Annotated in this window: 26 protein-coding genes; 12 read left to right on the top strand and 14 right to left on the bottom strand. The window is 40.9% G+C overall.

Going from position 1 to position 23,641, the window contains the following annotated elements; translation table 11 throughout:
- The first annotated feature begins 28 nt into the window (after nucleotides 1–28).
- The 3 genes from PSH48_RS13225 (at nucleotide 29) to PSH48_RS13215 (ending at nucleotide 2,397) form a co-directional block, all read left to right on the top strand.
- Nucleotides 29–625 carry a DUF2726 domain-containing protein gene (locus tag PSH48_RS13225; protein WP_024031608.1) on the top strand — a complete coding sequence of 199 codons (597 nt, stop codon included), beginning with the start codon at nucleotides 29–31 and terminating at the stop codon, nucleotides 623–625.
- A 119-nt stretch (nucleotides 626–744) separates the two neighbouring features.
- Entirely contained in the window at nucleotides 745–1,452 is a 708-nt protein-coding gene (gene mtnN / locus PSH48_RS13220) for a 5'-methylthioadenosine/S-adenosylhomocysteine nucleosidase (protein WP_004587526.1), read from the top strand.
- On the top strand, nucleotides 1,453–2,397 hold the full coding sequence (locus PSH48_RS13215) for a cobalamin biosynthesis protein CobD/CbiB (RefSeq protein ID WP_273611722.1): 945 nt from the start codon (nucleotides 1,453–1,455) through the stop codon (nucleotides 2,395–2,397). It abuts the gene before it with no gap.
- A gap of 70 nt (nucleotides 2,398–2,467) precedes the next feature.
- On the opposite strand, the gene tyrS is transcribed toward PSH48_RS13215, so the two are convergent.
- Entirely contained in the window at nucleotides 2,468–3,667 is a 1,200-nt protein-coding gene (tyrS, locus tag PSH48_RS13210; protein WP_024031606.1) for a tyrosine--tRNA ligase, read from the bottom strand.
- 379 nt (nucleotides 3,668–4,046) lie between these two features.
- Here tyrS and PSH48_RS13205 point away from each other — a divergent pair, with 379 nt between their 5' ends.
- Nucleotides 4,047–5,360, top strand: a complete 1,314-nt coding sequence (locus tag PSH48_RS13205; protein WP_004587523.1) for a peptidoglycan DD-metalloendopeptidase family protein — start codon at nucleotides 4,047–4,049, stop codon at nucleotides 5,358–5,360.
- Between the two features lie 76 nt (nucleotides 5,361–5,436).
- On the opposite strand, the gene PSH48_RS13200 is transcribed toward PSH48_RS13205, so the two are convergent.
- The 5 genes from PSH48_RS13200 to PSH48_RS13180 all read right to left on the bottom strand — a co-directional run bounded on the left by PSH48_RS13200 (nucleotide 5,437) and on the right by PSH48_RS13180 (nucleotide 9,912).
- Nucleotides 5,437–5,613 carry a hypothetical protein gene (locus tag PSH48_RS13200; protein WP_004587522.1) on the bottom strand — a complete coding sequence of 59 codons (177 nt, stop codon included), beginning with the start codon at nucleotides 5,611–5,613 and terminating at the stop codon, nucleotides 5,437–5,439.
- A 13-nt stretch (nucleotides 5,614–5,626) separates the two neighbouring features.
- Nucleotides 5,627–6,598, bottom strand: coding sequence for an aldo/keto reductase (locus tag PSH48_RS13195; RefSeq protein WP_004587521.1), 972 nt, complete (start codon nucleotides 6,596–6,598; stop codon nucleotides 5,627–5,629).
- 138 nt (nucleotides 6,599–6,736) lie between these two features.
- Nucleotides 6,737–7,867 carry a sodium ion-translocating decarboxylase subunit beta gene (locus tag PSH48_RS13190; protein ID WP_004587520.1) on the bottom strand — a complete coding sequence of 377 codons (1,131 nt, stop codon included), beginning with the start codon at nucleotides 7,865–7,867 and terminating at the stop codon, nucleotides 6,737–6,739.
- An 11-nt stretch (nucleotides 7,868–7,878) separates the two neighbouring features.
- Complete coding sequence (oadA, locus tag PSH48_RS13185; RefSeq protein WP_273611721.1) at nucleotides 7,879–9,657, bottom strand: sodium-extruding oxaloacetate decarboxylase subunit alpha; 1,779 nt, start codon at nucleotides 9,655–9,657, stop codon at nucleotides 7,879–7,881.
- 9 nt (nucleotides 9,658–9,666) lie between these two features.
- Nucleotides 9,667–9,912, bottom strand: a complete 246-nt coding sequence (locus PSH48_RS13180; RefSeq protein ID WP_273611720.1) for an OadG family protein — start codon at nucleotides 9,910–9,912, stop codon at nucleotides 9,667–9,669.
- Nucleotides 9,913–10,440: 528 nt separating this feature from the next.
- On the opposite strand from PSH48_RS13180, the gene PSH48_RS13175 reads away from it, so the two are divergent.
- The 3 genes from PSH48_RS13175 (at nucleotide 10,441) to PSH48_RS13165 (ending at nucleotide 11,482) form a co-directional block, all read left to right on the top strand.
- Nucleotides 10,441–10,614 (top strand): DUF1328 domain-containing protein, encoded by a 174-nt coding sequence (locus tag PSH48_RS13175; protein WP_002961939.1) that lies wholly within the window; start codon nucleotides 10,441–10,443, stop codon nucleotides 10,612–10,614.
- A gap of 52 nt (nucleotides 10,615–10,666) precedes the next feature.
- Nucleotides 10,667–10,858, top strand: coding sequence for a hypothetical protein (locus PSH48_RS13170; protein ID WP_004587517.1), 192 nt, complete (start codon nucleotides 10,667–10,669; stop codon nucleotides 10,856–10,858).
- Between the two features lie 156 nt (nucleotides 10,859–11,014).
- On the top strand, nucleotides 11,015–11,482 hold the full coding sequence (locus PSH48_RS13165) for a YcxB family protein (RefSeq protein ID WP_004587516.1): 468 nt from the start codon (nucleotides 11,015–11,017) through the stop codon (nucleotides 11,480–11,482).
- A gap of 50 nt (nucleotides 11,483–11,532) precedes the next feature.
- Here the strand turns inward: PSH48_RS13165 and csrA are convergent, their stop codons facing one another.
- The 6 genes from csrA to PSH48_RS13135 form a co-directional block, all read right to left on the bottom strand.
- Nucleotides 11,533–11,724, bottom strand: a complete 192-nt coding sequence (csrA, locus tag PSH48_RS13160) for a carbon storage regulator CsrA (protein ID WP_004587515.1) — start codon at nucleotides 11,722–11,724, stop codon at nucleotides 11,533–11,535.
- Between the two features lie 89 nt (nucleotides 11,725–11,813).
- On the bottom strand, nucleotides 11,814–13,031 hold the full coding sequence (locus tag PSH48_RS13155) for an aspartate kinase (RefSeq protein ID WP_054983851.1): 1,218 nt from the start codon (nucleotides 13,029–13,031) through the stop codon (nucleotides 11,814–11,816).
- 6 nt (nucleotides 13,032–13,037) lie between these two features.
- Nucleotides 13,038–15,638 carry an alanine--tRNA ligase gene (gene alaS / locus PSH48_RS13150; RefSeq protein ID WP_273611719.1) on the bottom strand — a complete coding sequence of 867 codons (2,601 nt, stop codon included), beginning with the start codon at nucleotides 15,636–15,638 and terminating at the stop codon, nucleotides 13,038–13,040.
- A gap of 19 nt (nucleotides 15,639–15,657) precedes the next feature.
- On the bottom strand, nucleotides 15,658–16,110 hold the full coding sequence (locus PSH48_RS13145) for a regulatory protein RecX (protein WP_004587512.1): 453 nt from the start codon (nucleotides 16,108–16,110) through the stop codon (nucleotides 15,658–15,660).
- A complete protein-coding gene (locus PSH48_RS13140; protein WP_004587511.1) occupies nucleotides 16,110–16,898 on the bottom strand; it encodes a BPSS1780 family membrane protein in 789 nt (262 codons plus the stop codon). Before PSH48_RS13140 ends, PSH48_RS13145 begins: the two co-directional genes overlap by 1 nt.
- 80 nt (nucleotides 16,899–16,978) lie before the next feature.
- Nucleotides 16,979–17,602 carry a GTP cyclohydrolase II gene (locus PSH48_RS13135; protein ID WP_024031598.1) on the bottom strand — a complete coding sequence of 208 codons (624 nt, stop codon included), beginning with the start codon at nucleotides 17,600–17,602 and terminating at the stop codon, nucleotides 16,979–16,981.
- A gap of 455 nt (nucleotides 17,603–18,057) precedes the next feature.
- Between PSH48_RS13135 and PSH48_RS13130 the strand changes: the two genes are divergently transcribed.
- The gene (locus tag PSH48_RS13130) at nucleotides 18,058–19,170 is read left to right on the top strand and encodes an energy transducer TonB (RefSeq protein ID WP_273611718.1); all 1,113 of its coding nucleotides are present in this window, start codon (nucleotides 18,058–18,060) and stop codon (nucleotides 19,168–19,170) included.
- A 42-nt stretch (nucleotides 19,171–19,212) separates the two neighbouring features.
- Here PSH48_RS13130 and PSH48_RS13125 read toward each other — a convergent pair whose 3' ends face one another.
- Both PSH48_RS13125 and PSH48_RS13120 read right to left on the bottom strand, forming a co-directional pair.
- A complete protein-coding gene (locus PSH48_RS13125; RefSeq protein WP_024031596.1) occupies nucleotides 19,213–19,662 on the bottom strand; it encodes a low molecular weight protein-tyrosine-phosphatase in 450 nt (149 codons plus the stop codon).
- 34 nt (nucleotides 19,663–19,696) lie between these two features.
- Nucleotides 19,697–20,203, bottom strand: coding sequence for a DUF3087 domain-containing protein (locus PSH48_RS13120; RefSeq protein WP_004587507.1), 507 nt, complete (start codon nucleotides 20,201–20,203; stop codon nucleotides 19,697–19,699).
- A gap of 146 nt (nucleotides 20,204–20,349) precedes the next feature.
- Between PSH48_RS13120 and PSH48_RS13115 the strand changes: the two genes are divergently transcribed.
- The 4 genes from PSH48_RS13115 (at nucleotide 20,350) to PSH48_RS13100 (ending at nucleotide 23,530) form a co-directional block, all read left to right on the top strand.
- Complete coding sequence (locus PSH48_RS13115; RefSeq protein WP_273611717.1) at nucleotides 20,350–20,985, top strand: energy transducer TonB; 636 nt, start codon at nucleotides 20,350–20,352, stop codon at nucleotides 20,983–20,985.
- 14 nt (nucleotides 20,986–20,999) lie between these two features.
- Nucleotides 21,000–21,572 carry a sigma-70 family RNA polymerase sigma factor gene (locus PSH48_RS13110; protein ID WP_126005985.1) on the top strand — a complete coding sequence of 191 codons (573 nt, stop codon included), beginning with the start codon at nucleotides 21,000–21,002 and terminating at the stop codon, nucleotides 21,570–21,572.
- On the top strand, nucleotides 21,559–22,170 hold the full coding sequence (locus PSH48_RS13105; protein ID WP_273611716.1) for a hypothetical protein: 612 nt from the start codon (nucleotides 21,559–21,561) through the stop codon (nucleotides 22,168–22,170). The genes PSH48_RS13110 and PSH48_RS13105 overlap by 14 nt, the downstream gene beginning before the upstream one ends.
- Before the next feature lie 124 nt (nucleotides 22,171–22,294).
- Complete coding sequence (locus PSH48_RS13100) at nucleotides 22,295–23,530, top strand: hypothetical protein (protein WP_273611715.1); 1,236 nt, start codon at nucleotides 22,295–22,297, stop codon at nucleotides 23,528–23,530.
- Nucleotides 23,531–23,641: the final 111 nt, after the last annotated feature.

The raw sequence follows: 23,641 nt of genomic DNA, 5'->3' as shown, positions 1-23,641 counted from the left end.
TGTCAATTTGTTGTTATGGAGTTACCGTATGGAATTCGCTTTATTATCAATTTTAGTATTAGTGGTTGGGGCCTCTGTGGTTGCGTCAAAATTTAGTGATGATGGCGGCAATCCCTATCCTTTTACCCGCAAACAAACCGTGTTTACACAGGTTGAGGGTGCATTTTTAAATCTTTTAGAGCGTGCGGTAGGCGATCAATACAAAATTGTGAGCCGCGTCAAACTCATCGATGTAATCGACTGCAAGCAAGGCCTTTCTGCTAAATCAAAACGTGCAGCTTTAGCTAAAGCTAAAAATAAACAACTCGATTTTGTGCTGGTAGATAAAGAAAAAATGACGATAGTGGCAGCGGTCGATTTAGTTAACAACGCCAATAAAGATGGCCACAAAGCGCAGCGCGACTGGTTTGTAAACGGCGCTTTAGAATCCGCTGGCATTCCACATATTCGTATGAAAGTAAAATCAGGCTACCGCCCTTCTGAGGTGCGCGATGCAATTATGTTTAAATTAGGCAAACCTGCAGCGGTGCAATCGGCTCGTCCAACACGTAATCGTGTAAGTAAACCTGCGGTATTGTCACCTTCTCAGGCTAAAGCCCAAACCACTGCGTTAGCCGAAATTTAAAATAGAATTAAATACTCTCCTAAAAGTATTTAAAGCGAGCCGTAAAACAGCTCGCTTTTTTGTTTTTTATTGCTAACTTCACGTATAATCTACGTATTCAAACTCAGGAATCAAACACTATGAATGTTGGTATTATTGGCGCAATGGAGCCAGAAGTTAAAATTTTACGTGAAGCAATGCAAAACCCACAAGTGCTAACAAAAGCAGGGTTTACCTTTTACACAGGCGAATTAGCAGGTAATACAGTAACACTTGTGCAATCGGGTATTGGTAAAGTGGCATCAACGATTGCAACCACGTTATTAATTGATAACTTTAATCCTGACTGTGTTATCAACACAGGTTCTGCCGGTGGCTTTGATCCCTCTTTAAGTGTTGGCGATGTTGTTATCTCTTCTGAAGTACGTCACCACGATGTAGATGTAACCGCTTTTGGCTACGAAATCGGCCAAGTTCCACAAATGCCAGCAGGCTTTGCCGCACACCCAAAACTAGTTGAAGCTGCCGAGCAAACCATTGCGCAAATTAGCGAAGTAAAAACCTTAGTAGGCTTAATTTGTACGGGTGATTCATTTATGTGTGATCCAGTGCGAATTGATAAAGCACGCAGCGACTTTCCTACAATGCTTGCAGTAGAAATGGAAGGCGCGTCTATTGCGCAAACATGTTTTGCGCTTAATACGCCATTTGTGGTTATTCGCTCTATGTCTGACATTGCCGGTAAAGAGTCGCCGCAATCGTTTGAAGAATACTTAGAGACTGCATCAATCAACTCATCAAAAATGGTTGTTGCACTATTGGAAAAGCTAACAAAAGTTACGCTGTAAATGCTAAGCAATATTGTTCAAAACCATTTGGACTTTATTGCCTTTTTTGTGGCGCTCATTGCTGAGCGCTTTTTCCCGTTAAAAAGCTGGTATCACCCTAATACAGTATTAACCGCTGTATTTAGTGCTATAGGTAAACGGGTTTATAAACCAAGTGAGCCTAAAAGTTACCTTTATTTAGCCTCCACTCTTGCCTGTACGCTAGTTTTAAGCGTTATTCTTATTATTATTGTGTTACTGCTTGAATTTGCCTTTTATCCTGAGCTGCTCGCGGGCCTCATTTTATATTTGTGCCTAGAAAGCAAAGCGATTGAAAAAAAAGCCCTGCGTGTTGCAAAGTTAGTAAAACAAAACCAAAAATCTACCGCGCGTGAACTCGTAAAGCCACTGCTTGCCCGAGAGGTCAATAAGCTCTCAGCGCCAGGTATTATTAAAGCCTTAATTGAAAGCTTAATTTTACGAACTGCCCGTAATTACTTTACCGTTATATTTATATTTTTATTACTTGGGCCAATTGCCGCTTTAGCGTATCGGCTACTGACTTTAATGCAGCATGCTTGGCGCGCCGATATATCACCTAATAGCCACTTTTTAAAACCGCTTAAACTACTTTTGTTTATAATCGAATTTATCCCCGTACGCTTACTTGCATTAACCATTGCCGCAAGCAAAGCCAGTAAACAAAGTATGCATTACATAAAGCACTATGGCAGACACTTTTATCAAACAAATACAGGGTGGATTTTAAGTGTGTGCTCCGCCTCTATTGGCGTACAGCTAGGCGGCCCTGCGGTTTATTTTGGTAAGCGTTTTAATAAAATGCGAATTGGGACCGAGCGACTCCCAAAACCCGAAGACGTCCCTGTGCTCATAAATAGATTAAATCAAGCGCGTGCCTTTTGGCTGTTAGTTATTATCAGTATTGAGATATTAAAGCTGATTTAATAGTTTTTTAGCAGCCAAAATACGCGCACAAAAAAACCAGCCTAAGCTGGTTTTTTAGTTTTAACTGCGCTTACGCTACAGTAATGTTGGCAAACTTACGTTTACCTACTTGGTAAATAGCGGTCGTGCCTTTTGCTACTTCAAGTTTTGTATCAGTGATTTTATCTTCACCGTTAAGTTTTACTGCACCTTGCTTAATCATGCGCATTGCTTCAGAAGTACTGGCTACTAAATTAGCTTCTTTAAGTAAGTTAGCAATTAAAATACCTTCTTCTGCAATCGTAATTGTCAGCTCAGGGATTTCATCAGGTAGCGCTTTTTTCTGAAAACGTTTGATAAAGTCATCGTGTGCGGCTTGCGCAGCTTCTTCACTGTGAAAACGTGCAATTAACTCTTTCGCCAGCTCAATCTTAATATCACGCGGGTTAGTGCCCTGCTCTACGCGTTGTTTTTGCGCTGCAATTTCTTCGATTGATAAGCTGCTTAGTAAGTCGTAGTAGCGCCACATAAGTACGTCGCTAATCGACATTACTTTACCAAACATATCGTTTGGCGCATCAGTAATACCAATGTAATTACCAAGCGACTTAGACATTTTTTGAACGCCGTCAGTGCCTTCAAGCAATGGCATCATTAATACTGTTTGAGGCTTTTGGCCTTCTACTTTTTGAAGCTCGCGCCCCATTAAAAGGTTAAAGCGCTGATCAGTACCACCAAGCTCTACGTCTGACTCAAGTGCAACCGAATCCCAACCTTGTACGAGTGGGTATAAAAATTCGTGAATTGCAATAGGTTGGCCGCTGCCGTAACGCTTTTTAAAGTCGTCACGCTCTAGCATACGGGCTACAGTTTGATTAGCTGCAAGTTTGATCATACCTGCGGCACCGAGGTTTTCCATCCACGAAGAGTTAAACGCAACGGTGGTTTTAGCTGGGTCTAAAATCTTAAAAACTTGCTCTTTATAAGTCTCAGCATTGGCAAGTACATCTTCACGGGTCAGTGGTTTACGTGTTACATTTTTGCCTGTTGGATCGCCAATCATGCCGGTAAAGTCACCAATTAAGAAAATAACCTCATGACCTAAATCTTGAAAGGTTTTCATTTTATTAATTAGTACAGTGTGACCTAAATGTAAGTCTGGCGCGGTAGGATCGAAACCGGCTTTAATTTTTAACTTTTTGCCCGACTTTAGTTTTTCAACTAATTCATCTTCAATTAATATCTCTTCTGCACCGCGTTTTATCTCTGCTAGAGCGGTTTGTAAATCCACTGTGTATTACTCCAAAATTCTGCCAACGAAGGGGCAACTAGATGACTTGCTACATAAGGGTTTAAAACAGATTTAAACCAAAAGCACTTATGTTGCTAACATAACAAATTTCTACCTAATTAAAACAATTTTTTATGCGAATAATGCAACTAAACTCAATAAGCTTAGTCTCACTGTGTTAGGCAATTAGAAATGGTGTTTAAACGCCGATTTTAGCGCACTTTAGAATCAGTTTAAATCGATAAACTTAAACAACTATAAATTGTCATTTTACTAACATTTGCGGGGCTTTTAGCTTTATTTACTAGTATTCGTACCTTATTACGTATATCCTGCATTAATATATATTTTATTTTCACGACAGCAGAAAAGGCACGTTATGGTTCACGTGGTTAACACGCTTCCCAAAAAACACAAATTGCTTATTCTAGGTTTGGTTTCTGCTATTGTTGGCTTAGCCTTTCTTCCTTCAGAAAAAGCGACTGCATCCAAAGACAATAGTGCAAATGCACTAGAAATTGGTAAGCGTTACGAGTTACAAGTTAAAGTTGAAGACAACGAAAAATTAACTGAATTAAATTCGCCAGAAGCAGCAGAAAAGCTGCCAGAATACGACTTAGTCGATCATCAAGTTAAAAACGGCGATAATTTAGCAATTATCTTCAAGCGTGCTGGCTTTTCAGCGCAAACGCTTCACAAGCTAATTAACACCAATGCTGAAACACGCAAACTAACTAAAATTCACCCAGGTGAAATACTTAGTTTTGCAACAGCAGAAAACGGTGATTTAGCTCAGCTTCGTTATGTTATTTCAAAAACAGATACTTTGTTTGTTACCTTAAATGACGAAGGTAATTACGACACATCAATAGATAGCAAAGAAATAGAAACACTGAGCAAAACAGCCGGTGGCGAAATTTCTAGTAGCTTTTGGACCTCAGCAATTGCTGCAGGCTTAAGCGAGCGCCAAATAATGAACTTTGCTGATATATTTGGTTGGGATGTGGATTTTGCCAACGATATTCGTAAGGGCGATCAGTTTGGGCTAATTTACGAGTCGCATTATGTTGATGGCGAGTTTATTGGCACTGGTAAAATTATTGCTGCAGAATTTATAAACCAAGGCCAGCGTTATGCGGCTATTCGCCATACCGACGGCAGCTTTTATACGCCTGAAGGGCGAAGCATGAAAAAAGCATTTTTACGTGCGCCGGTAAACTTTAAGTATATTAGCTCGAGCTTTAACCCACGTCGCTTACACCCAGTAACAGGGCAAGTAAGAGCGCACCGTGGTATTGATTACGCAGCACGTACAGGCACGCCGGTTGTAGCCTCGGGTAACGGTAAAGTAATTAAAGCAGGTTACAGTAAGTACAATGGTAACTACGTATTTATAAGCCATGGCACACAGTACGTAACTAAGTACTTACACCTTAACAAAAAGCTTGTTAAAACAGGCCAAAAGGTTAAACAAGGTGACAAAATTGGTACCGTGGGTTCTACCGGCCGTGTAACAGGCGCGCACCTACACTACGAATTTTTAGTAAATGGTGTACACCGTAATCCTAAAACCGTTAAGTTACCTAAGTCTGAGCCATTACCACGCTCTGAACTTGCTAAGTTTAAACCTATTGCCGAAAACTTTATTGCACAGCTTGAACGCAATCGCGAACTACAGCTAGCACTTAAGTAACGTATAAGTAATAGATACTAAAAAAGCCTTTGTAGGGTTAACCTACAAAGGCTTTTTTGTGTTTTTTATTAATTTATTAGTTCATTAATACATAAATTAGCTGTACGACTAAAGAAACCATAACCAGCGGCCAAATATATTTGCTGTATTTGGTTGCGCCATCCAACCCCATTTTACCTTGGTACTTTTCAAGCAAAGGTATCAGCACCGCTAGAGCGACAAACAAGCAAATTAAAATAACAAATATATTCATTCCTAAACCTTAATTATGGTAATTCATGGCCTTTGGCGCTTACATACAATGCATACCAATGTTCGCGACTTAACGTAACATTTAGCGCACCGCATGACGCTGCAATACGCTCAACGTTCGTTGTGCCAATAATTGGCTGTATTAATGCAGGGTGGCGTAATAACCAAGCTAAAACAATCGCCTCAGGCGTTGTATCGTAAAGTGCAGCAAGCTTATTTACGAGTATGCTGGTATTTATGTCGGCTTGCGATGCATTTGTTAAATCGCCCCCTGTGTATAGCCCTTGGCATAAACTTCCCCAGCTTTGTATTTGAATATCAAAGTGGCGGCAATACTCTACACTGCCCGGTGTAAAGTTAAGATCTTTTCCATCTGCATTACCTGCATAAACACCTTCATCAACAAATTGGTGTTTTTGTAAACTTGCTTCAATTTGGTTAGCAACAATAGGCATATCTAAGGCATGTTGTAAAAAGTTCATTTGGTGCTGCTGCATGTTTGATACGGCAAAATTACGTACTTTGCCGCTTTCTTGTAGGCAGCTAAATACTTGTGCAATTTCTTCTACTTCCATTAGCGGATCAGGGCGATGAAGCATAAGCACATCAAGATAATCGGTGTTTAAACGTTTAAGTGAACCTTCAACTGACTCTTCAATCCACTTGGCCGAAAAGTCGTAACGCTTGGGGCCTTTATCATCTTCAAAGCGTATACCGCATTTAGATTGAATATACATGTGCTCGCGAAGCTCTGGTCGCTCAGCTAGTGCTTGGCCAAATACCTGCTCGGCTTTGCCAAAGGTATAAATATCGGCGTGATCAAAAAAGTTAATGCCGCCAGCTATGGCTGCATCAATACACTCGTGAGTTTGCTTTAAGTGAGCCTTAGTAATGGCGTCTTTATTCCAACCGCCGCCTAGGCCCATACAGCCAAAAACGAGTCTACTAACATGAGGTAAATATTTTGCCAAAGGGGTGTGAAGCATGATGACTATCCTTATTAGTGTGCATAGCCCTCACTGTAAACAAAAACTCGTCTGCAAACAAACTTTAATACGTGCAGTTTTATAGGCATAAAAAAAGCGCAGTAAACTGCGCTAATCGGTTGGATTAAATCCTAAATACTAGCCAACAAGCGCCAGTAATATACCTGCGGCTACGGCACTTCCTAGTACTCCAGCTACGTTTGGCCCCATAGCATGCATAAGTAAAAAGTTATGTGGGTTATTCTCAAGCCCAACTTTATTAACTACACGCGCCGCCATCGGTACTGCCGATACACCCGCAGCACCAATTAAAGGGTTAATAGGTGTTTTAGAAAGCTTGTTAAGGCCTTTTGCCATAAACACACCCGACGCTGTACCAATAGCAAATGCCAGCGCACCGAGCACCAAAATACCAATGGTTTCTACAGTTAAAAACTGATCGGCCGCTAGTTTAGAGCCCACTGCCAAACCTAAAAATATCGTGGTTATATTAATAATTTCGTTTTGGGCACTGTTACTAAGCCTATCCACAACACCAGACTCACGCATTAAATTACCTAAACAGAACATGCCTACCAGTGGAATAGCCGCTGGTAAAAACATAGCGGTTAAGCTCAGTACCATTAAAGGAAATACTATTTTTTCTTTTTTAGATACTTTGCGCAGCTCTGGCATTTTAATAGCACGCTCATCAGGTGTAGTTAATGCGCGCATAATTGGCGGCTGAATAATTGGCACTAACGCCATGTAAGAATAAGCAGCAACCGCAATGGCACCTAGTAAATCAGGGGCAAGCTTAGATGCTAAAAATATGGCTGTAGGGCCATCGGCACCGCCAATAATGGCAATGGCTGAGGCATCTTGTAAGCTAAATTCAAAGCCAGGTACATAGTTTAATAAAATGGCCCCAAACAAGGTGGCAAAAATACCAAACTGCGCGGCTGCACCCAGTAATAACATACGCGGGTTGGCAATAAGCGCACTAAAATCAGTCAGCGCCCCTACTCCCATAAAAATTAATAAAGGGAAGATCCCCGTATCAATACCTACGTAATACACGTAATAAAGCAAACCACCTGGGTCAGAAAGCCCAGCAACCGGAATATTAGTCAGTATTGCGCCAAAGCCAATCGGCAGCAGTAATAGGGGTTCAAAGTTTTTAGCAATGGCTAAAAACAACAACAAACACCCTACCGCAATCATTATTAAGCCAGGAAACGTAAAGTTAGCAATGCCGGTAGCATGCCAAAGGTTTAAAAGACCTTCCATTAAAGCTACTCCTACGCCATCGCTATAATTGCATCGCCCGTTGTCACAGCATCACCTTCAGACACTAAGACCTCAGCCACAGTACCTGAGTGCATTGCACGAACCTCGGTTTCCATTTTCATCGCTTCCATAATAACAACCACATCGCCTTCGTTTACGGCTTGGCCTGCTTTTACTTTTACTTTAAAAATATTACCTGCCAGTGGCGCATTCAGTGTTTCACCTGATGCAACCGATGCTGATTGTGGTAAGTGCTCTGAATCTTTTAGCGTTACCTCTTTAAGCTCGCCACCTTGCGCAACCACTACATCGTAAACTTTACCGTCAACTTTAACGCTGTATTGCTCAGCGCTAACACCTTTGTTGCTTGTAGGTTTTGCTGCAGGCTTAGCGTTTGCATCATCAGCACTTGGCACTGCTTCAAAGGCATCTGGGTTATTACGGTTTTTAATAAATTTAAGGCCAACCTGTGGGAATAATGCATAGGTAAGCACATCATCTATTTGCTCATCAGCAAGTGTTAAACCTTGTTCTTGCGCTTCTTTTTGCAGCTCTGCTTCAAGCGATGCAAGCTCTGGGGCTATATTATCTGCAGGGCGACACGTAATAACCTCGCTGCCATCAAGCACTCGCTCTTGCAGCTCTTTGTTCATAGGTGCAGGTGTTAAACCATACTCGCCTTTTAAAACACCGGCGGTTTCTTTGGTAATTGTTTTATAACGCTCACCCGTAAGCACATTTAGTACTGCTTGTGTGCCTACAATTTGCGATGTTGGAGTAACTAGCGGAATAAAACCTAAATCTTCACGCACGCGTGGGATCTCAAGTAATACTTCATTTAGCTTATCTGCTGCGCCTTGCTCTTTAAGTTGGTTTTCCATGTTGGTTAACATGCCACCAGGTACTTGCGCGAGTAAAATACGGCCATCAACACCTTTAAGGCTCCCCTCAAAGGCAGCGTACTTTTTACGTACATCTCTAAAGTAAGCCGCTATTTCTTCTAGCTGGTTTAAATCTAATTCGGTATCGCGGGGCGTACCTTCAACAATAGCTACAATGGTTTCTGTAGCTGAATGACCGTAAGTCATACTCATTGAAGAAATTGCGGTATCAAGCATATCAATGCCTGCATCAATGGCTTTTTGATACGTAGCTGTACTTAAACCGGTGGTTGCATGGCACTGCATAGCAATAGGGATAGAAACGGTTTCTTTTAGCCCTTTAATAAGTTGCTCTGCATCGTATGGTTTTAATAAGCCTGCCATATCTTTAATACAAATAGAGTGACAACCTAAATCCTCTAGCTGTTTTGCAAGGGTTGACCACATATCAAGGGTATGCACTGGGCTTACAGTATAAGAAATAGTGCCTTGTGCGTGTGCTCCTACTTTTACAGCCGCTTTAATTGCCGTTTCTAAGTTACGCACATCGTTCATGGCGTCAAAAATACGAAATACATCTACACCATTTTTGTGGGCACGCTCTACAAACTTTTCTACCACGTCATCGGCATAGTGGCGGTAACCCAATAAATTTTGCCCGCGCAATAGCATTTGCTGTTTAGTATTGGGCATTGCTTTTTTAAGGGCACGAATACGCTCCCACGGATCTTCACCTAAATAACGAATACACGAGTCAAACGTAGCGCCGCCCCATGACTCAATAGACCAATAACCGGCATCATCAAGTTTGCTAGCAATAGGGAGCATGTCATCTAAGCGCATACGGGTTGCAAGTAAAGACTGATGAGCATCGCGTAAAACAAGTTCTGTTAATTTTAATTTAGCCATGTGTGCCTCTTATTTATTATTTGATTTGTACTGAGCAATGGCAGCACTAATAGCAGCGATGTGCTCGTTTGACACACCTTGAGATTTTAAAGATGGTGATTTAACCGGTATTGCAACTTCAGCCTCGTCAAAACGAGCAACCAAGTTAGACATGAGTGACACAGCACCAATCAATATTGAAAGAAATACAAACACGCCCACCATGCCCGTCAGCATCAAGCTACCTGCGGTTGTGAGTACAGCTCCTATATCCATTTTTCTCCCCCTGCACTATATAGCGATACAAAAAACCGCTTTATTTAAATAATTATTCACCGAATGATAACAAAACTTTTAACTTTGTCCACCACCTGTCAATTGGTAAAACCAATTAAAATTAAACTAACATACAGTCACAATAGTTAACATAGCTAATACAGGGTTAAATTAGCTTAGATATAGATGATAAAAATAACCGTTATAGGCAAAGGTTATATGATTAAACCCAAAAAAACTTAAAAACTATAAAAAATAGTAAGTTAAACGGCAGGTAAAAAATCAGTTTGGGCTAAAATGTAAATTGGTCTTACCAAGACTAGTAAAGCAGCGCACAAAAAATATTTATTTTTTTACTCTCTTTACAATAGTGTGAATAAGTTACATCGTTAAACGTAAAACTTACCAATCCTAAATTTACAACCTTCGCTCAAAAAACCATAACATATTGAAAATTAATAAAATTAAACTCTGGCACGCAACTGGCATTATTACTTTCGAACGAATTTGATAACCAAGGAGAAAACAATGTTACGCTGGACAATTACATTTTTAGTTATTGCTTTAATCGCTGCAGTGTTAGGTTTTGGTGGTATCGCAGGTGCCGCAGCTGGTATAGCAAAAATTATATTCTTTATCTTTTTAGTACTTTTAGTGATTTCTTTAGTTTCAGGTGCGCTGCGCGGTAAATCGCCCAGGTAGCTACTAACATACTTAAAACACTAAACAATCAACATATACAAGGAATTACATTATGAACTCAACAACTTTAAAAGCAGCACTAATCGCCGTATTTGCAGGTTTCTTTATGATGGGTTGTGAAGACAACCACGCAGAAGAAGCCGGTGAGCGTATTGATGAAGCAGTAACTGACGTGCAAAACTCTGTTGAAGATGCATGTGAAAATGTAAAAGAAGGCGTTAACGCAGAAGAAACTAACTGTTAATCTGTTTGGAAACGTAAAAAACGGCTTTTAATAAGCCGTTTTTTTGTGCGCTAACAAAAAGCGGCTTCTAACTCTTATAATGCATAGCCTACATTAACGGGTGTGATTTTTACGCTAGCTTGTTAAAATAGCGAAAACTATTACTTATTAGCAATTATGGCACTGACCACCACATACACACTCGATAAACCCTACTACTACGAATGCTTTGACGAGTCCCACTCTTATAGTAAAGCAGCCAAGCCAAAGTATTTTTTGCTGGCATTACTGGTGTGCTTAGGTTTAATTAGTATTTACGCCATGGACGATCATTACCTAGGTACATTTTTAATAATGCTGGGTGTATTAGAATGCGTTGCCTTTTATTACCGCAGGCCTTGGTGGGTTACGCGCCAAATGTTTAGTCGTGCTTCGGGTTCAACGGTTACTCTTTCGTTTACCGATGACGCTATTAGCACCGAAAACCACTATAAAAGCCATACATTTAAGTGGGCAGAAATAACCCATATTATTAAAACCAACCACGGCTACTTAGTGCACCATAATAAAGGTATGCAATATATTTCTAGCAGTGTATTAACCGATGAAATGCGCGATTTTATAAACAAAAAAGCCACTCAGTGAGTGGCTTTTGGTATAGCTAAGTGCATTACTCAGCTAAGTATAACTGTTGATTAAGCATTGCCCGGATTAGGGTTAGACTTTTCAGCTTGTATACGCATGTAAATCTCTTCACGATGCACTGAAACGTCTTTAGGTGCGTTAACACCAATTCGAACTTGATTTCCTTTAACACCTAATACAGTAACAGTTACTTCGTCACCAATCATTAGGGTTTCACCTACTCTACGAGTTAGTATTAGCATTCTCTTGCTCCCATGTTCCAATAAATTATAAGATTCCGCTTGACCATTTTAATGAAAAATTGATTGAAAAGTAAGTAAAAACTCCCAAACTATCCATTTTCTGTTAAAAATTCTGAGTGTAACGCTCTTACTGCTAGTTCTAAATACTTCTCGTCAATTAAAACCGATACCTTGATTTCAGACGTCGATACTAAAACTATGTGTATGCCTTCTTGCGCCAATGCATCAAAAAATTGATGCGCTACACCACTGTGAGACTTCATTCCTATGCCAACAGCCGACACTTTTGCAACTGTTGTATCACTAGAAATGCTATCAGCCTGCAGATTTACCTGTTGTTGAGTTAGTAAATCGTGTGCTTGCAAATAGTCATTTGAATGCACAGTAAAAGCATAGTCTATTTTTTCAAAGTTATGATTAACTTGACTAATCATATCTATTTCGATGCCATTTTCTGCAAAAAGTTTCAAAATTTTTGTAAGAGAATGAACACAGTATGGTACGCCATGTACCTTTATCAAGCATTCGTCACGATTAAACGCAATCCCCGACACAACCTTAGTTGGCATATCGCTCTCCTCAAAACTTATTAGCGTTCCTTCATCGGGCTCAAAACTCGAAAGCACCCTTAGCGGCATTTTATGATTACCAGCCGACTCAACAGCACGAATATGCAATACTTTTGCGCCTAAACTTGCCAGCTCTAGCATTTCGGCAAACGTTACATGGCGCATTCGCTGTGCGTTTGGTTCTACACGAGGATCAGTAGTGTATACGCCATCAACGTCGGTATAGATCTGACATTCATCGGCTTTTATTGCCGCGGCTATTTCCACCGCAGAGGTATCGGTGCCGCCGCGCCCAAGGGTTGTAATATTACCCTCTACATCGCGCCCCTGAAAACCGGCAATAATCGCAATCCGATTATGCTCAAGCTCATGCTTTAAACGCGTCGCAGCAACCTCTTCAATACGGGCTTTACCAAACATGTTATCGGTTTGAATATTAACCTGATCGGCTAGTAGGCTTACAGCCGAATGGCCACGTTTTATAATAGCCATAGCAAGGAGCGAAACAGAAACCTGTTCTCCAGTGCTAATAAGTACGTCTAATTCTCGGCTACTCGGGCGAGTATCTATTTGCTTGGCGAGGTTAATTAAGCGGTTGGTTTCTCCCGACATGGCCGAAAGAACCACAACCACTTGATGACCTTGCTGCTTAGTTTTAACAACAAGGTCGGCGACCGCTTCTATTCGCTCAATAGAGCCAACCGAAGTGCCGCCAAACTTTTGGACAATAAGTGCCACGTAAGCTTAAACTTTCTCACTTACCCAGGCTGTCACGCTTTCAAGCGCGGCGTTTAGGTTTTCAGGCTGTGAACCACCCGCTTGTGCCATATCAGGACGACCGCCCCCTTTACCGCCTACTTGGCCTGCCATGTGGTTTACAAGCTCACCGGCTTTAACTTTACCGGTTAAATCTTTCGTTACACCAGCAATTAGGCTTACTTTTTCGCCGCTGGCAACACCCAGTGCAATAACACCTGAGCCAATCTTGTTTTTAAGATCGTCAACCATGCCACGAAGCGCTTTAGATTCAGTACCTTCAACGTTTGCCACTAGTAGCTTAACGCCATTAATTTCAACAATCGAATCAAGTAAAGATGCACCCGCTGCACTGGCTAGCTTGTCGTTAAGCTGTGCTATTTGCTTTTCAAGGCCTTTAGACTTTTCAAGAAGCGCAGTTACTTTTTCAAGTACCGATGCGCTATCACCTTTTACAAGCGCTGCTACATCGTTTAGCTGTTTTTCTTGCTCGCTTACATACGCCACTGCATCTGCGCCTGTTACTGCTTCAATACGGCGTACGCCTGCAGCAATACCGCTTTCAGATACAATTTTAAATAAACCAATATCACCCGCGCGCTCTACGTGCGTACCGCCACACAGTTCAATTGAGTAATCGCCAATGGTTACTACGCGTACTTCATCGTCGTACTTTTCGCCAAACAGCGCCATTGCCCCTTTTGCTTTAGCGTCATCAATCGCCATAAGCTCAGTGTTTAGGGCAAAGTTACGACGAATTTCATCGTTAACTACACGCTCAATTTCACGTAGCTCGTCTTTAGTAACCGCTTCAAAGTGCGAGAAGTCAAAACGTAAACGTTCAGGCTCAACCAGCGAGCCTTTTTGGCTTACGTGTTCACCTAATAATTGGCGCAGTGCTTCGTGTAAAATATGCGTAGCTGTGTGATTTTTCTTAATGCGTTCACGGCGTTCATCATCAATAGTTGCATCTACTTTATCGTTAACCGCAATGCGCCCTTGTACGCTACCGTGGTGCGCAAACGCATTACCCAGCTTAGTAGTGTTAGTCACTGTAAACTCGCCACCTGCAACAGTAATGGTACCGGTATCGCCTGTTTGGCCACCAGATTCTGCATAAAATGGCGTATGGTTAAGTACCACAATGCCTTGTTGGCCGTCTTCTAAAATAGAAACCGACTCACCATTTGCAAACACTTCTACTACTGTAGCGCTGTGATGTGTGCTGTCGTAGCCTTTAAACTCAGTGTGTTTTTCTGACTTTAATTGCTCGTTGTAGTCGGCACCAAATTTACCCGCTTGCTGCGCTGTTTTACGCTGTACAGCCATGCACTCTTCAAAGCCTGTATGGTCTATTGTCATTTGGCGTTCACGGGCTACATCGGCCGTTAAATCAGCGGGGAAACCATAGGTGTCGTATAATTTAAATACTAAGTCACCAGGAATAACATCGCCTTTAAGCTCGCTTAGACTCTCTTCTAAAATAGCTAAGCCACGCTCAAGGGTTTTACCAAATTGTTCTTCTTCAATGCGCAGTACTTTTTCGATAATTTCTTGCTGCTTTGCAAGCTCTGGGTAGGCTTGGCCCATTTGTTCAATAAGCGCTGCAACCAGTTTATAGAAAAACGCACCTTGTGCACCAAGCTTGTTACCATGGCGTACTGCACGACGAATAATACGACGCAATACATAACCACGGCCTTCGTTTGACGGCATAACACCATCAGAAATTAAAAACGCACACGAACGAATATGATCCGCCACAACGCGTAGCGACTTATCGTTTAAATCTTGTGCGTTAGTTACACTTGCCGCAGCTGCAATTAAGCCTTGGAACAAGTCGATTTCGTAGTTTGAATGCACGCCTTGTAAAATAGCAGCAATACGCTCAAGGCCCATACCTGTATCAACAGATTGTTTAGGCAGCGGCTCCATAGTACCGTCGCTTTGACGGTTGTACTGCATAAATACAAGGTTCCAAATTTCGATAAAGCGGTCGCCATCTTCTTCAGGCGAGCCCGGAGGACCACCCCAAATGTGCTCACCGTGATCGTAAAATATTTCAGAACACGGGCCACACGGGCCAGTATCGCCCATTGACCAAAAGTTATCTGAGGTAGCAATACGAATAATACGATCTTCGCTTAGGCCAATATCATTGTGCCAAAAGCCAAATGCATCTTCATCGTCGTGGTAAATAGTAACAAGTAGTTTTTCTTGTGGTAATTTAACAACCTCAGTTAAAAACTCCCACGCAAACTTAATAGCGTCTTGTTTAAAGTAATCGCCAAAACTAAAGTTACCTAGCATTTCAAAAAATGTATGGTGACGCGCTGTGTAACCTACGTTTTCTAAATCGTTATGTTTACCACCAGCACGCACACAACGCTGTGCACTTGTAGCACGCGTGTAAGGGCGAGTTTCGGCGCCTAAAAACACATCCTTAAAAGGAACCATACCGGCATTGTTAAATAACAACGTGGCATCGTTACCCGGAATAAGTGAAGCCGATTGGACAATTTGGTGCTGTTTGCTGGCAAAAAAGTCTAAAAACTGTTGCCTAAGTTGTGCCGTAGTCATGTGCTGCATGTGAAAATCTCACCTGTATTTACTGTGCTTGCATTGCAAAATCAATTTGTTCGTAGCTAAATCCTCGGTACATTAAGTAGCGCACGCGCTTAGCTTTATCTTTGTACTCGAGGTTGGCCGGTGTAGTTGAATACTTTTTGTTGTACGCTTCCTGCGCAAGCTCAAACCAGTCTATTTCAAGCTCTTCAACCACTCTTTCAAGTAGTGAACGGTCAATCCCTTTGCCTATGGCTTCGCTTTGAATGCGCTTTAAGCCATGGCCTTTAAAAATGTGTTTTCTGACAAACCCTTCGCAATAGCGTTGCTCGTTAATAAAATTGTGCTCTTCGCACCAATTAAGCAGGGTTTCTATAAACTCGTCGCTGGCTTCTTTTTGCTGAAGCTTAAAGGTTAACTCACGGCGCGAATACTCTTGGCGCCCAAGTAACCACAGTACATAGTTTTTAAGCTTTTGTTTTAACTTATCATCCATTAAGCGTCAAAGCGCCCGCTTTGTTCACTGCTAAGTGGTTTAACATTGCTATCGTCACTTGGCGGTACAACCGGCATAAAAATAGCCTGATAAGATACAAAGAAACTAATGTAGCAAATTGGCATTAAAATCAACAGCGGTAAGAACGATAAGAACATAGAAAGCGCCATAAATAACACACAAATAATGCCAAAAACACTCAATGCGAACAGGTTATGATAAAAAACCAATAGCGAATTTTTAAGCGCCGTTAAAATGCGTTTTTCTTTACTAAAATAAATAAGCGGTACCGCGTAAGCAAACGCCATTAAATACACCGCCATTGCCACTAAAAATAGCACCACACTGGCGCCCGAAATACTATTTAAAGTTTGCTCAAGCGCAATGTTAGGATCAAGACCCTCTTGGCTCATAATAGCCACCGCATCGGCAAATAAGCCATTAGCTAATAAGGCCATTAAAATACCCGCCCCCATTTGGTAAAGCGCTAAACGTAGTAGCCCTAAACGGTTACCTTTTGCGCTAAAGGGTTTGAGTATGTCGGCGAGCATAATTTTACCGCCCTGCTGCTTGCTAAGCACCGCCTGATAAAAGCCGGCGGTTAAAAAAGGCGTAGCAAGTGCCGCAACAACTTGCAGCAAAGGTAAAAATAACGACAGTATGCCCACTATGCCTATTAATAAGTGCATAACTACAAAGGTAAATGGCTGGGTTTTAAAAATATGCCAACCGGCTTTAAACCACTTTAGCCCGGCATCGGCTTTAAAAATTCGTAATTCGTTAGACATACTGGCTCTTAAATTAAACAAAACACGCCAAGTATAACTTGGCGTGAGGGGGGATTAACAGACACTACATGATTAAATAGTTAAGGTTTTTTAATTTTTTTAATATCTAACATATGTGCGCCGTGTTTTATTTTGGTTTCTAGGTAAGCTTTGTTACCTGTAAGGCCTGCTTTAATGTGCGCGTGGGTACCAATAACGGTGTCTACTTCAATGCCGGCATCTTTTAATGCATTAAGCTTTTTAGGGTTATTGGTCATTAATTTAACGTGGCTTAAATTAAGTGCGTTGAGCATTAATACCGCGTCCGAAAAATCACGTAAGTCGTCAGCAAAACCTAAGTGATTATTAGCCTCGTAAGTGTTCATACCTTGAGATTGCAGCACGTAAGCATCAATTTTATTATATAAACCAATACCTCGGCCCTCTTGGCGTAAATACAATAACACCCCGCCTTGCTCGTGCATCATTTCAATACACTCATTTAACTGCTCGCCACAATCGCAGCGCGATGAATGAAACACATCACCGGTTAAACACTCAGAGTGCATGCGAATAAGCGGCACATTTTGATTTACATCAGCATTGTTAAATACAAACGCAACGTGTTCCTGGCCGTCTTTTAAGCCACTAAAAGACACTATTTCTGCGGGAATATCACTATTTTTGCCAACATTAAGCTGGGCTCTTGCTCTTACTTGCGCCACGACAAATCCAAATAATTAAATAACTACGACACCATAAGGTGATAATATCACAAATGTTTAAAGTTAGATCGTAGTACACTAGGTTTATGGCAAATATATGGCGATTACACAGGCTATTTTCAATCTTAATATGCAATAAACTCCCACTACCTAGGGCTATTTCCCCAAAACAATGACAAACTTGAACGCATTTGCTATTTTAATTTTATTACTTTTACCACGCTGCTTATACATTAAGTTAATACACCGCACCTATAAAAAGCTAAAACGGTGTTACCTAGTTACCTCAGCAGGCACTTTTAGCACAGTTTAATGACGAAAATTAGTTACAGCTTAGTGCACATGGGTATTAGGTAATTAGTTAGTTTTATAAGCAAGCGCCCACTCAAAAGATAATGAAAACCATTATCACTTGTGGTATTTTGTTTCTAGATTGAACACTAATAGGGATTATTATGAAAGCACAACACCTCGCCTTAGTTATCGGATTAACCTTTACGCCTTTTGCAAGCCAGGCCAATGCAAGCCAAGTAAGCGATGATAAAGCCGCCTTTTCTGATGCATACCAAAGTTATTTAACGGCTGTTAAAAAAGACGAAAACATAGAGCAAGCGGCTAAACATGCCTATACTACAGGCCTTGCGCTTTATGGTGATAAAAGTGATAACACCGCAAGCCTTGCTATTAATTACGCCAAAGCAATTACAGCGCCGCGCTCTATCAACGACAAAAAAAATGTATCAGAGCAACGCTTCGAACTTTACTCGCAAGCCTATACAATACTGGCAAATAACCACGGTAAAAATGCAATAGAAACAATCGACGCCCTAATAGGCAAAGCGGAAAACACCAGCTCGGCCTATCAAGCCGATAACGATTACGACCGTATAATTGAAATAGCTAAAACACAAAACAACCCTAAATTCGTTGCCGACATGCAGTTTGAAGCAGCCTCGCTGTTAGCCAAAAAATTTGCTCATAAAAAATACCATAAAGCTAAAACGCTGCTTAACCAAGCCGATGACTACTACCGTAATAACCTAGACGACAACACCGTAGAGCGCATTAAAGCCGACTTTTTAATGGCGTCGTTTGCTCAAGGTAAGAAAAAATACAATGAAGCCATTGAACGACTAAACCATGTTGTATCGGTATTTGATAACAACTTAAGCTTTGATCACAGCGCTGAGCTTACTGCGCACTCAAAGCTTGTTAACCTTTACGAAAAAACAGGCCAAAGCGAACAAGCCACTAAGCATTGTTTAGCAATTGCTAAAATGGTGCCGTGGAAAAAAACACAAGAGCAAACACCTATATACCGCAAAAACCCTGAGTACCCACAAAACAAAGCACGCCAAATGCGAGATGGTATTGTCGTTGTTGAATTTGACGTAGATACCGCAGGCTTTGTTAAAAACCCAGAGGTAGTTAGCTCACAAGGGGGGAAAGAGTTTGAAAGGTCGGCACTTACGGCACTTAAAAAGTGGCGTTATGCACCAAAATTTGAAAACGGCCAACCCGTTGTTGCAAGTACGCAAGTACAGCTCGACTTTAAAATAGCCAGATAACACGCAAGGTATTATAGCGTCTTTTTGTTCAGGTAGTTTTATTCAAAGCTTTGCGAGTATTTTATCGCTTGCGGCTTCAATTAAATCGAGCACATTTTCAAAGCCATCATCGCCGCCGTAGTATGGGTCGGGTATGGCGCTTTGGCTTTGCTCGCCGTATTCTAAAAACAATGCCAGCTTGTAATGTAAATGGGTGGGGCATTGCGCTTTTAAGTCAGCTAAGTTTTGTGTGTCTGCCGCTAAAATTAAATCAAACTCAGTAAAATCGCTGCTGCGAACTGGGCGCGAAAATATACCTTTAAAGCTATAACCGCGTTTTTCGCCTGCAGCCATTGAGCGGCTATCTGGCGTTTTACCTTCGTGGTAGCCAATAGTCCCTGCCGAGTCTACCTTAACCTCAACACCTAATTTTTTAGCACGCGCTTTTAACACTGCCTCTGCTGTGGGCGAGCGGCAAATATTACCTAAACATACTATCAGTACTTTTTTCATTAGGGCTCCTTTAGCTAATTTAACCACCTAGGCTTTAAAACTGTTTTAATATAGCCTCGTTATAGTCATCGGCATTTAAAGTCAGGTTATACTTGGCCGCCACACTATCAAGCTCGGCTTGTTTTATAGCTAACTCGTCCATAGTAATGGTGTTATCGTCAAGCTGCCATAAAAGCCGTGAGCCAGCATAACTATAATGAATCGCTAATAATGCATCGGCATTACCCTCGCGCCCTGCCGCTTTTAGCTTTGGCATTTTGCGGGTTATTTTATTAAGCGCTTGTTTAAGCTCCCACACATATACCACTTCAGTCATAAAACTATGGGTACGGTATTTATTTAACAGCCAGCCAATGGCTAAACTTGTTATAACAACACCGGTTAAATTCCAATGAAAATGGCTCCCGCTTTCATCAGGAAACAACGCAATTAACGTTTGCGATATAGCTAAGCTGCCAACAGCTAAACCCGCCGCACACCCAGCAATTACCCTATTTAAATGTTTGCGGTAACGTGCTTTATCTATTTGTATGAGTTGCATAACAGCCTAAAAATTTAATAAGTAAAAATATAGCGAACGCTATTGTAACTAAACCCCGCAATTTTTATAAAATTATTTAACCCCTTTTTGATTTGCCCCCCGTTATAGCTTTTAAACAACCCAACTAAGTTTACTCGGAGCGGCTTATGCACACACTTGAAGTACCCAATAATTCAGCATTTATTAAAACATCAACCGCCGTTATTGGCGGCGCAGTAATGACCTTTGCCGCCTTTGCATTTATGCAATACCTCATTAGTGGCGAGCAGCGCGCACCTATAAAACTCGGCGAGGATATTATTGTAGAGATTTTTCAGGCACCAGAGGATTCACAAGTAAGGCATATACAAAAAATACAGCCACCACCGCCTGTGCCAAAAACGCCGCCTAAAGCGCCACCAGTCGATACCTCAAACGACCCTGTAATAGCGATTAACGAATTAACACCAATCACTATTGATGATTTTGGAGATGATATAAATAGCACGATGAACCGCCCAACAGGCGATGCAACACCTATAGTGCGCATAAATCCAAAATACCCAACACCTGCTGCGCGCAATGGCATAGAAGGCTGGGTACAGCTGAGCTTTAGCATTTCGCCCACCGGCGAAGTAATAAACCCAGTGGTAATAAACGCCGAGCCCAAACGTACCTTTGACCGCGAAGCAATAAGAGCCATAAAACGCTGGAAATATCGCCCCAAAGTAATAGAAGGTGTGGCACAATTACAAACAGATCAAACCGTACAGCTCGATTTTAAATTAGATAACTCTATTTAACGGACTAAACGCCTATGCTACTCAGTATTAAGTCATGGTTATTTGAAACGCCAAGCAAGGATTGCATGGCAAGTTACGCAAAAAGTGGCGACAACCGCTACTTAGAGCAGCTTATTTCCCTATACAGTAACGATTTATATCACTACCTAGTGACGCAATCTAATACGCATTTAGCATACGACGTAAGCCAACAAACCTGGCTAAAAGTAATCGAAAAACGCCACCTTTACCAAGCGCAAACCACGCCAAAAGCGTGGTTATTTAAACTCGCGCGCAACACATTAGTAGACGAATACCGCAAACAGCAGCGCTTTGTAGAGCTTGACGAAAACACCCACCTACCCGCGCAGCAAAATGAGCAAGGTAATAACAATAGTATTAGCAATATAAATTACCAAGCGTTCGATAGCGCACTCAAGCAACTGAGCTTTGTGCAACGCGAAGCCATTACCTTACAACAAGAAGGCTTTAGCCTTGCCGACATAGAGCTTATAACGCAAAGCAACCATGAGAGCGTAAAAACAAGGCTGCGCTATGCCAAGCAAAACCTTAAACGTTTATTAGGAGCAAACAATGAACAAGCCTGATGAGCAGTTTGATCAAAAGCTCACTCAACACTACAAAGAGCGAAAAGCACGCACTACACTCAGCGCTTCCCAAAAAAAAGCGTTACTTAATAATGCCAGCCATAAAAAGCCCTCAAGGCTTAGTTTTACGCTACAGTTAACCAGCCTTGCCTGCGCACTGGGCGTATTCGCATTTATTGTATTTGATAACAGCAATGGCATTAACTACGCACCTAAAACGGTGCTTAATACCATCGACATTCACAACTACTCAATTATTAAAACCCACGAAATAAACCCATCGGGCAGTTACACAAGCGCCATTACCGAGCAAAAACACGCACTCGATACTCAACACGCTAATAGTTTGCGCTTACACCAACAACGCCACATAGAATACGGCACGCTCGTAAAGGTTGATAACGACTGGTACATAGCCAGCTGTAATGACGAGGTACTGGTACAAATTAAGCAGTCACTGCTCAGTGATTTAAAGGGTAAGCATGCGGTAGAAAGTGGTCTAAATACGGGCGATATGCTCGCTATGGCGCATAACGGTAAAGGTCAGATTGTAGCGCTTAAACATGCGGGAACTGGAGTTAGGCAGTGTGGGGCTTAGGTGGTGGTAATTAATTATTATAGATACAATATTTTATAAAATCCGTGCGTATTAGTAAATATCATAAATCGCATAATTAATTTAGAATAAGTTAAAGGTATTTGTAATTTATAAGGAAATAATAGTGTCAGATATTTGTATTCAAAATAATTGTAACATCCCAGCAATGTTCAATGGGGAATGTGCCCTTCATTGCAATAAAAGTGATTATCAAACAGATAAAATGAATGGAAAACTTAAAGAGTTTTATGATGATCTTGAATACCACATACGAAAAAACGTATTAAAAAATTCATCTGAAGAGCCGAAAAAAGAAATTGCTTCTGGTAAATATGCACAAGAGAACCTACCCACTAAAAAGCAAAAAATAATTCATCTTCGGCAGATAAAATTTCCAGAAAGGGATCCAAGAGACGAATTTGATTTCTTTAAGCTTCTAAAGCAATTTAAAGGGATCCACTTTGATGATTCCACTATATACTTTGGCAGTATAAATTTGCCTAATGTTCAGCTCTTTTTCCAAGATTGCATATTTCTGAATGATTGGTCTATACACTCTTTTCTAATGATAGAAGATGTTACTGAGCGAACAATTTTTCAAAATTGTGTCTTTCAAGGAGCTGTCACAAGTGCGTCTCCTGAAAGCGCAATTGATAAACTAGAAATAGAGAGTTATTTATTTAATGATTGCACTTTTAAGTGTCAGGTAATTTTTCATAGAGGAACCTACCTGAAAAGCATCTTTTTTAATTCCGAAGGATTTATCCAAAAAATATGTAACTTACACATAGAGAACTGTGAATTCAAAGAACGCTTATTACTTAACAAAAGTGAAATAGAAGTTTTAAAAATCCAAAATATGGAATTTGAAGGCAAAGTTGAACTTAAAGAGTGTGATATCAAATATACACTGATATCTAATGTTAACTTCAAGTCATTATTCGATGCTTACAAAACCAAATTTAACCAGTTCAAAATGAATCGAAGTATTTTTGATGATTTTTCAGGCTTTGAAAAATGTGAGTTTGGTTGTGTTGGTAGTACAAGCCTAGAAAAAATCGAATTTGAATATGTTACGTTTCTTAATTTTACAAACTTTAGAAAAGCTAAGTTTTATAGTGGGTTAGATTTTGAGCATACAAATTTGAAGGAATCACCTAACTTTTTAAATGCAGAAATAAATTACAAAAATACAAACAGAGAAACCTTCAGGATCATAAAACATTCATTCGACAAAATAGGGAATCAAATTGAAGCAAATAAATACTTCGCTTTAGAAATGAAAAAATACAAAGAAGAGCTAAAAGCTAAAAATGGCTTTTCAGCCGAGAAAGCGGTCTTATGGCTTGGTAGTGTTTAGAAATCTGTGTCATTTCAGTATTATTAAGAAAACAGGAGTGACACATGACTCAATCTTTCGACTTCAACAAAGCATTAGCTGAACTGCAAGCTGGTAAAGGTCTTACTGGCG

This window comes from Pseudoalteromonas sp. Angola-4 (genome assembly GCF_028599265.1).
GTDB lineage: Bacteria > Pseudomonadota > Gammaproteobacteria > Enterobacterales > Alteromonadaceae > Pseudoalteromonas > Pseudoalteromonas atlantica.
This window is presented reverse-complemented; position numbering and strand designations above follow the sequence as displayed.

Coding starts and splice junctions, on each gene's coding strand:
- PSH48_RS13115 (WP_273611717.1), top strand. CDS start 20,350: ATGCACACACTTGAAGTACCCAATAATTCAGCATTTATTAAAACATCA.
- alaS (WP_273611719.1), bottom strand. CDS start 15,638: ATGCAGCACATGACTACGGCACAACTTAGGCAACAGTTTTTAGACTTT.
- PSH48_RS13180 (WP_273611720.1), bottom strand. CDS start 9,912: ATGGATATAGGAGCTGTACTCACAACCGCAGGTAGCTTGATGCTGACG.
- PSH48_RS13205 (WP_004587523.1), top strand. CDS start 4,047: ATGGTTCACGTGGTTAACACGCTTCCCAAAAAACACAAATTGCTTATT.
- PSH48_RS13170 (WP_004587517.1), top strand. CDS start 10,667: ATGAACTCAACAACTTTAAAAGCAGCACTAATCGCCGTATTTGCAGGT.
- PSH48_RS13110 (WP_126005985.1), top strand. CDS start 21,000: ATGCTACTCAGTATTAAGTCATGGTTATTTGAAACGCCAAGCAAGGAT.
- PSH48_RS13120 (WP_004587507.1), bottom strand. CDS start 20,203: ATGCAACTCATACAAATAGATAAAGCACGTTACCGCAAACATTTAAAT.
- csrA (WP_004587515.1), bottom strand. CDS start 11,724: ATGCTAATACTAACTCGTAGAGTAGGTGAAACCCTAATGATTGGTGAC.
- PSH48_RS13195 (WP_004587521.1), bottom strand. CDS start 6,598: ATGCTTCACACCCCTTTGGCAAAATATTTACCTCATGTTAGTAGACTC.
- PSH48_RS13125 (WP_024031596.1), bottom strand. CDS start 19,662: ATGAAAAAAGTACTGATAGTATGTTTAGGTAATATTTGCCGCTCGCCC.
- PSH48_RS13145 (WP_004587512.1), bottom strand. CDS start 16,110: ATGGATGATAAGTTAAAACAAAAGCTTAAAAACTATGTACTGTGGTTA.
- PSH48_RS13225 (WP_024031608.1), top strand. CDS start 29: ATGGAATTCGCTTTATTATCAATTTTAGTATTAGTGGTTGGGGCCTCT.
- PSH48_RS13105 (WP_273611716.1), top strand. CDS start 21,559: ATGAACAAGCCTGATGAGCAGTTTGATCAAAAGCTCACTCAACACTAC.
- PSH48_RS13190 (WP_004587520.1), bottom strand. CDS start 7,867: ATGGAAGGTCTTTTAAACCTTTGGCATGCTACCGGCATTGCTAACTTT.
- mtnN (WP_004587526.1), top strand. CDS start 745: ATGAATGTTGGTATTATTGGCGCAATGGAGCCAGAAGTTAAAATTTTA.
- PSH48_RS13175 (WP_002961939.1), top strand. CDS start 10,441: ATGTTACGCTGGACAATTACATTTTTAGTTATTGCTTTAATCGCTGCA.
- PSH48_RS13140 (WP_004587511.1), bottom strand. CDS start 16,898: ATGTCTAACGAATTACGAATTTTTAAAGCCGATGCCGGGCTAAAGTGG.
- PSH48_RS13165 (WP_004587516.1), top strand. CDS start 11,015: ATGGCACTGACCACCACATACACACTCGATAAACCCTACTACTACGAA.
- oadA (WP_273611721.1), bottom strand. CDS start 9,657: ATGGCTAAATTAAAATTAACAGAACTTGTTTTACGCGATGCTCATCAG.
- PSH48_RS13215 (WP_273611722.1), top strand. CDS start 1,453: ATGCTAAGCAATATTGTTCAAAACCATTTGGACTTTATTGCCTTTTTT.
- PSH48_RS13200 (WP_004587522.1), bottom strand. CDS start 5,613: ATGAATATATTTGTTATTTTAATTTGCTTGTTTGTCGCTCTAGCGGTG.
- PSH48_RS13130 (WP_273611718.1), top strand. CDS start 18,058: ATGAAAGCACAACACCTCGCCTTAGTTATCGGATTAACCTTTACGCCT.